Source organism: Stappia sp., from assembly GCF_048261845.1.
Lineage (GTDB): Bacteria > Pseudomonadota > Alphaproteobacteria > Rhizobiales > Stappiaceae > Stappia.
Genome location: NZ_JBLXFR010000006.1, coordinates 96,846 through 109,445, shown reverse-complemented (window position 1 = coordinate 109,445; position 12,600 = coordinate 96,846). Strand labels below are relative to the sequence as shown.

The following is a 12,600-nucleotide window of genomic DNA, read 5'->3' as shown; positions in this document are numbered from 1 at the left end:
CAAGCGTCGCCGGGGCCGCCGGGGCGGTCGCCGCAGCCGCCGCGACAGCGAAGGTGGCGACGACACCGAGCCGACGTCGGAGGCTCCCGCCGTCGCGGCGGAGGCCAATGACGTCAAGGTCGGCGAGAGCGAAAGCCAGGCACCGGTCGCCGACAGCGACGACAAGGCCGATACCGGTTCGCAGGCCGAGGTCGAGGCTGACGTTTCCGCAACCGACGACACGCCCGCAGACGAGCCGGCCGAGGTCGCCGTGACCGAGGAGACCCCGGTGGCCGCGGCTGAAGACGCCGAGCCGGCCGACGTGTCGGGCGAAACCGGGGAAACCTCCGAAGCCGAGGTCAAGGCCGAAGAGCCCGTGAGCGCCGAGCCGGTCGAGGCCGAGCCGGTGGCCGCGGAACCCGAAAAGCCGTCCGCTCCGGCCGAGCCGGTCGTGGTGCGCGAGAAGGTCAGCGGCGACGGGTCGACCCGGGAAAGCGACGATCCCGAGCCGAAGCGCTCCGGCTGGTGGCAGCGCCGCAGCTTCTTCTGAAAGGCATTTCGGTTGTGGGGGCGCTGAAAGCCCCTGTCGGGCCCCAGGCGGCTTTCGGATGTCCGAGAGCTCAATCCCGATAAATTTTCGATCGATCTTGCAAAAAAATGGCGGGCAGATTGCACAATCTGCCCGCCTTTTTTGTATGCTTTTTTGCAAATGCCGAGCCTGACGGACAGTCTCCGGAAGCACGTCGGCATGGCCCCCGGGGAACCTGTCCCCGCTTTCGCGAAAATCGCCCTGCCCGCTTATCCCTGTTTCGGCAGCCAGTCGGCCATCCGGTCCATCGCTTCCTCGATGACGGCCGTGTCGCCGGCGAAGGAGAAGCGCAGGTAGGCGCGTCCGTTGACGGGATCGAAATCCGGCCCCGGCGTCGCCGCAATGCCGGTTTCCTCCAGCATGCGCGCGGCAAAGGCGACGCTGTCGTTGGAAAACGGCCGAACGCTCGCATAGAGATAGAACGCACCGTCGACGGGAAGCATCTCTGTGAAACCGAGCCCCGGCATCCGGTCCAGCAGCACCTCCCGGTTGCGCGCATAGCCGGCCTTGACGATTTCCAGATCGCGGGTCGCACCGAAAGCAGCCGCTGCGGCCCTTTGGGAAAGCTCCGGCGGAGAGATATAGAGGCTCTGCGCGATCCGCTCGACCGGGCGGACCAGCGCCTCGGGCAGAACCATCCAGCCGATCCGCCACCCGGTCATGCAGTAGTATTTCGAGAAGCTGTTGATGACGATCGCCTTTTCCGTGAAGGACAGCGCTGTTTCCTGCCGTCCGTCAAAGACAAGGCCGTGATAGATCTCGTCCGAGATGAACCACAGGTCGAGCGCCTCGCAGGCCGCGTTGAGCGCCTTCAGCGCCTCCGGCGTCATCATCGTGCCTGTCGGATTGGCTGGCGAGGCGACCAGCACGCCCTTTAGCGGCGCCTCTCGGTGAGCGGCCTCGAGCAGGTCCGGCGTCAAGGCCCAGCGTGTATCCGGACCGACCTCTATCTCGACCGGAACGAGCCCCAGCGCCCGCAGGATGTTACGATAGGCCGGATAACCTGGCGCGGTGATCGCCACCCGGTCGCCGGGATCGAACGCGGCCAGAAACGCCAGATTGAACCCCGCCGACGAACCCGTCGTCGCCACGATGCGTTCGTCGGCAACCTCGAGGCCGTGGGCAGCGCGGTAGTGATCGGCGATGGCGCGCCGCAACAACGGCAGGCCGCGCGCCTCGGTGTAGCCGATGCGCCCCTCGTCGAGCGCCATGCGGGCAGCGTCAAGCACCGCACGGGGTGCCCGCGCTCCAGGCTGACCGACCTCCATGTGCAGGACGCGCGCGCCGGCAGCCTCCAGGGCGTTGGCCCGGGCGAGCACGTCCATTGCAAGAAACGGTTCGACCTCGGATCGGCGGGAGACGTCGGGCATGGCTGGTTTTCCTGTTTCTGGAGCGTGTCGAGGCCGCTGGTGCCGACGACCGGCCGGCGAGCGGCGCACAGTGCCAATCTGGTGCCGCATTTGCGGCGTCTAGAATGCACGAGCGCATATCGCAACGGGCAGTTGACCGGCCTCGTCCCGGTCACCTACCCTCCGCTCGACTGCCTGTCGAGGGGGTGACGACCGATGCCGGACCATTGCCGCCGCCCCGAACCTCCGGCCGGTGCAACCGAGACCAGCAAGACCGTGAACAAAGGCATGCCCATGCTCCCGTCCCTCACTTCCATGCCCCGAACGGAATTGGCGGCTGGCCGCGGCAGGTCCGGACGCGCCCTTGTAAAGAACCTTGCTGTTGTGGTCGTGGCCTGTGCGGTGGCGTTCGGCCCTTTGACCGCGCCGGCGCGCGCCCAGGGCGGGTTGCCGCTGGTGCGCGACGCGGAAACCGAAGCCCTCATGCGCGACTATGCGGGGCCGATCTTCGATGCCGCCGGGATTGCCCGTCAGCAGGTCGAGATCATCCTCGTCAACCGAAACGATTTCAATGCTTTCGTCGCTGACGCGCGGCGCATTTTCATCAATGTCGGCGTGATCACCGAGGCCGAAACGCCGGGCGAGGTCATCGGCGTCCTGGCACACGAAACCGGACACATCACCGGCAGTCATCTCGTTCGCCTGCGTCAGGCCCTCGCAAACGCACAGATCATGGCGGTCCTCGGCGTGGTCCTCGGCGTTGGCGCCATGGCGGCCGGCGCCTCGTCCGGCCAGTCGGGCGTCGCGCAGGGCGGCGCCGGCGCGATGACCGCAGGCACCGGTATCGCGCAACGCAGCCTGCTGGCCTATCGGCGCGGCGAGGAATCCATTGCCGACCGCGCCGCGATCACCTTCCTGGAAAAGACCGGCCAGTCGGCGAAGGGCATGCTGAAAACCTTCAGCCGCTTCGCCGACCAGCTGCTGTTTTCCGCCCAGTACACCGACCCTTACGCGCAGAGCCATCCGATGCCGCGCGAGCGCCTCAACGCGCTGGAAACGCTGGCTCGCAAGAGCCGCTACTGGGACACCCCCGCCAGTCCCGACCTGCAGTTCCGCCACGACATGGTGCGGGCCAAGCTGATCGCCTTCACCAGCCATCCGAACGTGGTTGCACGGACCTATCCGAAATCCGACAACTCCCTGCCCGCCCAATATGCGCGTGCCGTCGTGACCATGCGCACAAAGAGCCGTCGCCAGACAGTCGACGAGATCGACAAGCTGCTGCGCCAACAGCCGAACAACCCGTATTTTCACGAACTCAAGGGCCAGGCCCTGCTCGAATCGGGCAACCCGAAGGCGTCGATCGGCCCGTTCCGCCAGGCGGTCGCCCTGCGGCCCAGGGAGCCCCAGTTTCAGATCTGGCTGGGCTTCGCGCTCGTGGCCGCAAACGAAAATTCGGCGCTGGCGGAGGCAGAGCGGGTCCTCAAGCTCGGCCTGCAGATGGATCCCAATTCCCATATCGGATACTCGCAACTCGCCATTGCGCTCGGCCGTCAGGGAAAGACCGCGGAGGCGGATCTCGCCACCGCGCGCGGCCTGATGGCGCGAGGCGATTTCAGCGCAGCCAAACGCTACGCCGCCCGCGCACAAAAAAATTTGAAGCGCGGAACACCATCCTGGCTACAGGCTGATGATATCGTGTCCTATAAGCCTCCGAAGCTTCCCGGCCGTTCATGAAGACGGGACGCGTTGCGAATGACACCTAACGGACCGGATTGAGGGCCTCTCCCCCGGTCGCTGGAGAACCGAATGAAGAAGCTGCTTCTGGCCACCATCGCGGCAATGACCTTCGTCTTTTCGCCCTTGGCTCAGGCCCAGGACACGCCCCTGACGCGCGGCGACGTTGAAAAGATCGTGCGCGAATACCTGATCGGGAACCCGGAAATCATCCGCGAGGCGTTTCAGGAACTGGAACGGCGCGAAATGGCGGCCGCCAGCAAGGCCCGCACCGAGGCCCTTTCGGGCATCGCCGACATCCTCTTCAACTCCACCCGTCAGGTCGAACTCGGCAACCCGGACGGCGACGTCACCCTGGTCGAGTTCTTCGACTACAATTGCGGCTACTGCAAGCGCGCCATGGCCGACATGGAAAAGCTGCTCGAGGAAGACAAGAAGCTCCGCGTCGTCTTGAAGGAATTCCCGGTTCTCGGTCAGGGCTCGGTCGAGGCGGCCCAGGTCGCGGTCGCGGTCAATATGGCCGAGCCGGAGAAATATCACGACTTCCACCGCAACCTGATGGGCGCCAGTGGCCAGGCCAACAAGGCCAGCGCTCTTGCCGCCGCCGGGGAAGCCGGGCTCGACGTCGACAAGCTCGAGGCCTCCCTCGACGATGCCGAGGTCAAGACCTCGATCCAGGAAGTCTACATGCTGGCCAACAGGCTCGGCCTGACGGGAACCCCGTCCTATGTCATTGGCGACGATGTGGTGATGGGCGCGGTCGGCTACGACCAGCTCAAGGGCAAGATCGACTCGATGCGCAATTGCGGCCAGGCGACCTGCTGAGGACGAACCGGCCGTTCATCCCGGCCGTCCCGTTGCGATACCGGGCGGCCGGCATGGCTGGCGGCCGCCCGCGCGGGACCGCGGAAGGCGACAACAGGTCTTTTCCTGTGCTTCCCAAGTCCCTATAAGAGGCTCAGTGATGCATCGCGATGCGCCACCCGTGTCGCGTCGCCCTTGCGGGGAATGAATGTCCGCCTCGATCTATGTCCTCAACGGACCGAACCTCAACCGGCTCGGCACCAGGGAGCCTTCCACCTACGGGACGGCGACCCTTGGCGATATCGAAAGCCTGTGCCGCGACGTCGGGGAGGATCTTGATCTGGAGATCGAGTTCCGGCAGTCCAACCACGAGGGCATGCTGGTCGACTGGATCCAGGAGGCGGGCGATCTTGCGCAAGGACTGGTGATCAATCCCGCCGCCTTCACGCATACGTCCGTCGCGCTGCACGATGCCATTCGCGCCGCCGAGATACCGACCGTCGAGGTTCATCTTTCGAACGTCTTCGCACGGGAGGCCTTTCGGCATCATTCCTACGTGTCGCCGGTCGCGCTTGGCGTGATCTGCGGCTTTGGTCCGACTGGCTACCGGCTGGCGCTCGAAGCGCTGTCGACTGTCATCAGGCCCTGACCACGGCCAACGCGGCCCGTTCAACCACGAAAAGATCAAGACAGGCAAATGTCGGAAAAGAAAGACCAATTCGATCAGGACTTGATTCGCCAGCTCGCGGCTCTGCTTGACGAGACCAACCTGACGGAGATCGAACTCGAGCGCGACGAATTCCGCGTTCGCGTCGCTCGACAGATAACGGTCGAGGCACCGGTTTCGGTCGGCCGCGCGGCTCCCGTTGCCCCGGCAGCGCCCGCCGCGGCTCCCGCATCCGCCGATCCGGCCGGTCATCCCGGCGCCGTGCCCTCGCCGATGGTCGGCACCGCCTATCGCGCGGCCGAACCGGGCGCACGCAACTTCGTCGAGGTCGGCGACACGGTGAACGCCGGCGACACGCTCATCATCGTCGAGGCGATGAAGACCATGAACCAGATCCCGTCTCCCCGTTCCGGTCGCGTCACCGCGATCCTGGTCGAGGACGGGCAGCCGGTGGAATACGGCGAACCGCTCGTCGTCCTCGAGTGACGGGGGCCGAACCCATGTTCTCGAAGATCCTCATCGCCAATCGCGGCGAGATCGCACTGCGCGTGTTGCGCGCCTGCAAGGAGCTCGGCATCCAGACCGTCGCGGTGCATTCCACCGCCGACGCCGATGCCATGCATGTGCGCCTCGCCGACGAAAGCGTGTGCATCGGTCCGCCGCCGGCGCGCGACAGCTACCTGAACATTCCCCAGCTTCTGGCCGCCTGCGAGATCACCGGCGCCGACGCCGTGCATCCCGGCTACGGGTTCCTGTCGGAAAACGCTCGCTTCGCCGAGATCCTCGAAGCGCACAAGATCACCTTCATCGGCCCGACCGCGGAACACATCCACATCATGGGTGACAAGATCGCGGCGAAGCAGACGGCGGAGCGCCTCGGCATTCCCGTGGTTCCGGGCTCCGACGGCGCGGTGAAGCCGGGCGACGACGCCCACGCGATCGCCCGCAAGATCGGTTACCCCGTGCTCGTCAAGGCCGCTGCCGGCGGCGGCGGACGCGGCATGAAGGTGGCGCTCACCGAGAACGACCTCGACACTGCGCTGTCGACGGCCCGCACGGAAGCCAAGAACGCCTTTGGCGACGATGCCCTCTACATGGAGAAGTATCTCGGCAAGCCGCGCCATATCGAGATTCAGGTGCTCGGCGACGGACGCGGCAACGCGATCCACCTTGGCGAGCGCGACTGCTCCTTGCAGCGCCGTCACCAGAAGGTCCTCGAGGAGGCGCCCTCTCCCGCCCTCAACGCGGCCCAGCGCAAGGAGATCGGCGAGATCGTCGCCGATGCCATGCGCAAGCTCAAGTATCGCGGCGTCGGGACGATCGAATTCCTCTACGAGAACGGGGAATTCTATTTCATCGAGATGAACACCCGCCTGCAGGTGGAACATCCCGTGACCGAGATGATCACCGGCATCGACCTGGTCAACGAGCAGATCCGCATCGCCTCCGGCGCCGAGCTAACGCTTCGCCAGGAGGACGTGCAGTTCGAGGGCCATGCCATCGAATGCCGCATCAATGCCGAGAACCCGCGGACCTTCGCGCCCTCGCCGGGCAGGATTTCCTATTACCATCCGCCGGGCGGACTTGGCGTGCGCGTCGATTCCGGTGTCTATCAGGGTTACCGGATCCCGCCGCATTACGACAGCCTGATCGGCAAGCTGATCGTCCACGGCCGCAACCGCGTCGAGTGCATGATGCGCCTGCGCCGCTGCCTGGACGAGTTCGTGGTGGATGGAATCGAGTCGACGATCCCGCTGTTTCGTGATCTCGTCGACAATCAGGACATTGCCAACGGCATGTACGACATTCACTGGCTCGAGAAATATCTCGCCGCCAAGTCGGACGACTGAGACCGCGGGAGGCGGGCCTTGTCGCCGCGCCTCCCGCCCGAAAGGTTTCCATGGCCGGGAACAAGAACGATCCGCTGGTCATCACGCCGCATGTCCTGCTCAAGGCCTATGCCTGCGGCATCTTTCCCATGGCGGAATCGGCCGAGGACACCAATCTTTTCTGGATCGAGCCCGAGCATCGCGGGATCCTGCCGCTCGGTGCCTTCCACCTCCCCAAACGTCTGCGCCGGACCATTCGCCAGGACCAGTTCGAGGTCCGGGTGGACAGCGATTTCCAGGGGGTCATCGACGGCTGCGCCGCCCCTGCCGAGGGACGCCGCAAGACCTGGATCAACGCGGAAATCCGGCGTCTTTACGGCGCGCTCTTCGACATGGGCTACTGCCACACCGTCGAGACCTGGCGCGACGGGAAACTCGTCGGCGGTCTCTACGGGGTCTCGCTTGGCGCGGCCTTCTTCGGCGAAAGCATGTTCGCCTTCGAACGCGACGCGTCGAAGGTCGCCCTCGCCCACCTGGCCGCACGGCTGATCGCCGGCAACTACGAACTGCTCGACACCCAGTTCGTCACCGGCCACCTGTCGCAATTCGGCACCATTGAGGTTCCCAAGGGCCGCTACGACAAGATGCTCGAAGCGGCGCTGAACCGCTTCGGGGACTTTTCCGCCCTGCCGGCCGCCGCCGACGGCCGCACGGTGCTCGACACGCTCGACATGCGCACGCCGGACGAATGATCTGCGGCCATCGACGACGGTCATGGACAGGAGACTACGTCCGGGACTGTCCGCCGGCACGAGCCGGATCATAGGCAAGCAGCCTGAGCGCATTGGCGGTGACCAGCACCGTCGCGCCCGTATCCGCCAGGATCGCGATCCACAGCCCGGTGATCCCCAGGATCGAGGTGACGAGGAACACGCCCTTCAGCCCCAGCGCGATGGCGACGTTCTGGTGGATGTTCGACATGGTCGCCCTCGCCAGCCGGATCATGGCCGGGACATCGGCCACCCGGTCGCGCAGGATCGCCGCATCCGCCGTCTCCAGCGCCACATCCGTTCCCGACCCCATGGCAACGCCAAGGCTCGCCTGCTTGAGGGCCGGCGCATCGTTGATGCCGTCACCCACCATCATCACCGGCCCGCCCTGCGACAGTTCGCGGATCGCCACGAGCTTGTCCTCCGGCAGGAGGCGCGCCCGCTGCGCGATGCCGATGACATCGCCGATCGCGGCCGCCGTGCGGGCATTGTCGCCGGTCAGCATGACCGCCGAGACATCGAGGCGCGCAAGCTCCCGGATCGCGCGGGCCGCGTCCTCGCGCGGTTCGTCGCGCAGCGCAACGAGACCGAAGGGGCCTTCCGCCCCATGGACGACCACCACCGTCTTGCCGGCATTTTCCAGCGCGACCGCCGCCTGCTCCAGGTCGGCCGGCAGACGGCCGGCCTCCAGCGCCTCGGCCGGGCTCGTCACATGAACCTCGCCCCGCCCGGCAAGTTCGGCCACCACGCCGCGCCCGGGAATGGCGCGCGCCGCGCTGGCCGCGGGAAGCGCAAGTCCGTCACGTTCGGCGCGTGACAGGATGGCTTTGGCGAGCGGATGGCTCGACCCGCTTTCCACCGCCGCCGCCAGCATCAACACTTCGGCCTGCGGCATACCGTTGAAGGGCACGATGTCGGTGACGACCGGACGGCCTTGCGTCAGCGTACCGGTCTTGTCGAAGGCCACCTGCCGCGTGGCGGCCGCAGCCTCGACGACGGACCCGCCCTTCATCAACAGCCCGCGCCGCGCGCCAGACGAAAGGCCGGAAGCGATGGCGGCCGGCACCGAGATCACCAGCGCGCAGGGGCAGCCGATGAGAAGCAGGGCCAGGGCCCGGTAGATCCACACGTCCCAGGGCAGACCGAAGGCAATCGGCGGCACCAGCGCGACCAGAACGGCAATGCCGACGATGAAAGGCATGTAGATCCGGCTCAGCCGGTCGATGAAGCGTTCGGTCGGCGCGCGCGATTCTTCCGCTTCCTCCACCAGACGAATGATGCGGGCGACCGTGTTGTCGGACGGCTCCCGGGTGACACGCACGGTGAGTGCCGCCTCGGTGTTGATCGATCCGGCAAACACATCATCGCCGGGGCCACGGGTCTGCGGCATGCTTTCGCCCGTGACCGGGCTCTCGTCGACGCCGGAACGGCCTTCCACCACCGTTCCGTCCGCCGGCACCCGGTCTCCGGGGCGCACCAGCACCTCGTTTCCGATCGCAAGGCTGTCCGCCGGCACCTCACGCGGGCGCCCGCCGTCCATCAGCAAGGCCGTCTTGGGCAGGAGCTTCACCAGTGAGCGGATGCCGCTGCGGGCCTGATCGGTCGCAACCCCCTCCAGCAATTCGCCAACGGCGAACAGGAAGACCACAAGCGCCGCTTCCTCCGACGCGTCAATGAAGAGCGCGCCGGTGGCGGCAATCGTCATCAGCATCTCGATGGTGAAGGGCATGCCGGCGCGGAGCAGGGCAAAGGCCCGCCGGGCCACGGGAAACAGGCCGATGAGGCACGCCGCGACGAAGGCCCAGCGGGAAATCCCGGGAGAAACAAGCAGCTCGCTTCCCCAGGCCGCGAGAAGCAGTGCGCCGGTCAGAATGACCAGCCGTCCCTTGCCGGTCCGCCACCAGGACAGGCCCCGCTCGGCCGGATCGCCGTGTCCGTGGGCATGTGTGTCGCTCTCGTCGTGCCCCTCGCCGTGACCCTCGCCGTGACCCTCGTCCTGATCGTGAGTGCCTTGCGCGAGCTTCCGGCCATGGTCATGGTCGCCGCATCCGCAGGGGCCGCCATCGCCGGCCTCGCGCCCGTTCGCAGCCCCGCTCTCGCCATCCGGGCCGAGACGCCGGCGTCCGGCGGCCGTGTAGCCGACCGCACCGACCGCACGCTCCACGGCCTCGGGCCGGGCACGCGCCTCATCAAGGGAAACCCGGAGCCGCTCCTTCATCAGCGACACCTCGACCCCGCTGACGCCGGCAACGCGCTCGACCGCCCCTCGCGCCTTGGCGACGCAGGAGGCACAGTCCATGCCCTTGACGGTCCATTCGTACCGGGTTCCGACGGTCACGCCGTCGGCACTCGCCTTGCTCATGTCAGTCCTTCCTCCCCGGTCCGACCGGGGGATTTCTGGAAACCGACATGAGTGATAATCCCTCTAGCCACTATAGCTTCAAGAGGGAATTCCGAGAAAATCAGCCCGGGCCGATCATGCGCCCGATCTCCTCGGCAAGCTGACGCGCCTCCTCCGCCCCCTTGCCGCGCGCGTCGGTCTCGAGGATCGTGCGCCCGCTTCCCATTGACGCGGCAAAGGCAGTCCGGTTGCCGAGGCGCGCCGCCGCGACGTTGAAGCCGTTCTCGCCGATCGCCGCCATCACCTCTTCCGTCAGCGCCGCGCGCGGCGGCACCCGGTTGAGCACCACGAGCGAACGCGTGCCTTCCCTGCGCGCAAGCTCGACCGTCTGGCCCGTGGCCCAGAGATCGACAAGCGTCGGCTGGACGGGAATGATGACCATGTCGGCCGCCTCGATGGCCGGGCGAACATCGGAATCGGTCTTGGGCGGCGTATCGAGGATCACCACCCCGTGATCCCGGGCCAGCGAACGCGCCTCGCGGCGTGCCCCCCAGCCGCTGGAGGTACGGAAAGTCAGTCCCGTGCCGGCATCCCCGAAAGCGTCTTCGCGCGCCTCGTACCATGTGCCGAGCGATCCTTGCGGATCGACATCGACCAGCGCCACCGGAAACTCGCCTTTCAGGGCCAGGGCGACGGCAAGATGGGCGGCAAGGGTGGTCTTGCCCGATCCGCCCTTCTGCTGTGCAACGGAAATGATGCGACCGCCCATTCTTCACTCTCGCCCAAGCTGGTGTTGCCGACTACTGTTGCACCGCAACACGTCAATGACAACGACGATCTCAGCGAGTGCTGGACCGCGATTGCCACAACACGTAAACCGGAGAGCCCGGACCGGGCGCGGCGAGAGGGACAGCCTGCCTGGCCCCGCCCTTGCCCGCCCCCCGGCCGCCATCGTCACGTCACCAGGAGACAGGCCTTGTCAGAGTTCGTCCTCGCCCCGCCGCCCGTGCCAAGTGTTGCCGTGGAGGGAAGCAGCGCCCGCTATCCCGTCCGGCGGATCTTCTGCGTTGGCCGGAACTATGCGGCCCATGCAAGGGAGATGGGCAAGGACCCCGACCGGGAGCCGCCATTCTTCTTCACCAAGCCCGCCGACGCGGTCTGCGATGCCGGCGGCACGGTTCCCTATCCGCCGCTGACCGAGGATCTTCATTTCGAGATGGAACTCGTCGTCGCCATCGGGATCGGCGGCAGCAACATCGATCCGGCCGACTCGAACGCCCACATCTGGGGCTATGGCGCGGGCATCGACCTGACCCGACGCGACCTGCAGGCGCAGGCCAAGGAAATGGGCCGCCCCTGGGACTGGGCCAAGGGCTTCGACTTCTCCGCTCCCTGCTCGCCGCTGGTGCCGTGGAGCCGCTGCGGCCATCCGACCGCCGGGCGCATTACCCTGGCCCTCAACGGCGAAACGCGCCAGGACGGCGATCTTGCCGACCAGATCTGGCCCGTCGCCGACATTGTCGCCATCTGCAGCCGCTCGGTTGTCCTGCGGCCCGGCGACCTGATCTTCACCGGAACGCCCGCCGGCGTCGGTGCGGCGCGGCCCGGGGACCGGCTGGAGGGCTCTATCGAGGGGGTTGCCTCCCTTTCCGTCACGATCGCCGAACGCCGTTGACGTCCAGCCGGCAGAAAAGAGGCCGCCAGATGAACGGACATCCGCCGGCCGGGGAGGATCATGCGGCCGGCTCCGATGACGCCGGCCCGCCGCGCATTCCGCGCCCGCGCGGCTGGCGGGCACTCGTCATCGCGTTCCGCTCGCTTCTCTTCCTGGCGCTGGCGCTCGCCACCCTCGTCGTGGTCACGCCCCTCACACCGCTCCTTGCGATGCCTCGCGGCTTCGTCCGGGCCTGCGCCAACGCGATCATCCGCTTCTGGCTCTGGCTTCTCGCCGCCATTGCCGGACTGCGCTACGAGGTGCGCGGCCGGGAGAACCTCGCCGCCGCCGGCCCCTGCCTGATTGCCTCCAAGCACCAGTCCGCCTTCGAGACCCTTGCCCTGCAGATCATCCTCGACGACCCGGCGATCGTGCTGAAGCGGGAACTGACCCGCATCCCCGTGGCCGGATGGACCATGTGGCGGTTGCGCCATATCGGCATCAACCGCAAGGCCGGCGCGGCGGCGCTTGTCGATCTCGTCCGCCAGGCACGGAAGCGTCTGGCGGAGGGGCGCCCGGTTGTGATCTTTCCCGAAGGCACCCGCGCGGCGCCCTTCGCCGCCCCCGACTACAAGCCGGGCGTCGTCGCCCTTTACCGCGCGCTGAAAGTGCCCTGCCTGCCGATCGCGCTGAACTCCGGCGTGTTCTGGCCACGCAACAGTTTCTGGCGTTTCCCCGGCACCATCGTCGTGGAGATCCTGCCGGCTATTCCCGCCGGCCTCGATTCGGGCAGCTTCTCCGCCCGGCTGGAAAGCGCGATCGAGACCCGTACCGCGGAACTCGTCACCGCCGCCCTGTCGCGCGGCTGACCGCCCCCCCCC

The 12,600-nt window shown here is 66.9% G+C and carries 11 protein-coding genes and 1 pseudogene; 9 read left to right on the top strand and 3 right to left on the bottom strand.

Annotated features, from left to right (window positions below):
• A pseudogene (locus ACN0T5_RS04815) lies at positions 1–529 on the top strand (ribonuclease E/G); the annotation flags it as partial.
• Between the two features lie 248 nt (positions 530–777).
• Here ACN0T5_RS04815 and ACN0T5_RS04810 read toward each other — a convergent pair.
• Entirely contained in the window at positions 778–1,938 is a 1,161-nt protein-coding gene (locus tag ACN0T5_RS04810; protein ID WP_417767484.1) for a pyridoxal phosphate-dependent aminotransferase, read from the bottom strand.
• A 195-nt stretch (positions 1,939–2,133) separates the two neighbouring features.
• Between ACN0T5_RS04810 and ACN0T5_RS04805 the strand changes: the two genes are divergently transcribed.
• The 6 genes from ACN0T5_RS04805 to aat all read left to right on the top strand — a co-directional run bounded on the left by ACN0T5_RS04805 (position 2,134) and on the right by aat (position 7,706).
• On the top strand, positions 2,134–3,654 hold the full coding sequence (locus tag ACN0T5_RS04805; protein WP_417767483.1) for a M48 family metalloprotease: 1,521 nt from the start codon (positions 2,134–2,136) through the stop codon (positions 3,652–3,654).
• Positions 3,655–3,726: 72 nt separating this feature from the next.
• On the top strand, positions 3,727–4,479 hold the full coding sequence (locus ACN0T5_RS04800; RefSeq protein WP_417767482.1) for a DsbA family protein: 753 nt from the start codon (positions 3,727–3,729) through the stop codon (positions 4,477–4,479).
• A gap of 187 nt (positions 4,480–4,666) precedes the next feature.
• A complete protein-coding gene (gene aroQ / locus ACN0T5_RS04795; protein ID WP_306028540.1) occupies positions 4,667–5,107 on the top strand; it encodes a type II 3-dehydroquinate dehydratase in 441 nt (146 codons plus the stop codon).
• Between the two features lie 48 nt (positions 5,108–5,155).
• Complete coding sequence (accB, locus tag ACN0T5_RS04790; RefSeq protein ID WP_417767481.1) at positions 5,156–5,611, top strand: acetyl-CoA carboxylase biotin carboxyl carrier protein; 456 nt, start codon at positions 5,156–5,158, stop codon at positions 5,609–5,611.
• Between the two features lie 14 nt (positions 5,612–5,625).
• A complete protein-coding gene (gene accC / locus ACN0T5_RS04785) occupies positions 5,626–6,975 on the top strand; it encodes an acetyl-CoA carboxylase biotin carboxylase subunit (protein WP_417767480.1) in 1,350 nt (449 codons plus the stop codon).
• Between the two features lie 50 nt (positions 6,976–7,025).
• The gene (aat, locus tag ACN0T5_RS04780) at positions 7,026–7,706 is read left to right on the top strand and encodes a leucyl/phenylalanyl-tRNA--protein transferase (protein ID WP_417767479.1); all 681 of its coding nucleotides are present in this window, start codon (positions 7,026–7,028) and stop codon (positions 7,704–7,706) included.
• A 34-nt stretch (positions 7,707–7,740) separates the two neighbouring features.
• On the opposite strand, the gene ACN0T5_RS04775 is transcribed toward aat, so the two are convergent.
• Complete coding sequence (locus ACN0T5_RS04775; protein WP_417767478.1) at positions 7,741–10,086, bottom strand: heavy metal translocating P-type ATPase; 2,346 nt, start codon at positions 10,084–10,086, stop codon at positions 7,741–7,743.
• A 100-nt stretch (positions 10,087–10,186) separates the two neighbouring features.
• Positions 10,187–10,834: a ParA family partition ATPase gene (gene parA, locus ACN0T5_RS04770; protein WP_417767477.1), complete on the bottom strand. Its 648-nt coding sequence runs from the start codon at positions 10,832–10,834 to the stop codon at positions 10,187–10,189.
• A gap of 207 nt (positions 10,835–11,041) precedes the next feature.
• Here parA and ACN0T5_RS04765 point away from each other — a divergent pair, with 207 nt between their 5' ends.
• Entirely contained in the window at positions 11,042–11,740 is a 699-nt protein-coding gene (locus tag ACN0T5_RS04765) for a fumarylacetoacetate hydrolase family protein (protein WP_417767476.1), read from the top strand.
• Between the two features lie 29 nt (positions 11,741–11,769).
• On the top strand, positions 11,770–12,588 hold the full coding sequence (locus ACN0T5_RS04760; RefSeq protein ID WP_417767475.1) for a lysophospholipid acyltransferase family protein: 819 nt from the start codon (positions 11,770–11,772) through the stop codon (positions 12,586–12,588).
• Positions 12,589–12,600: the final 12 nt, after the last annotated feature.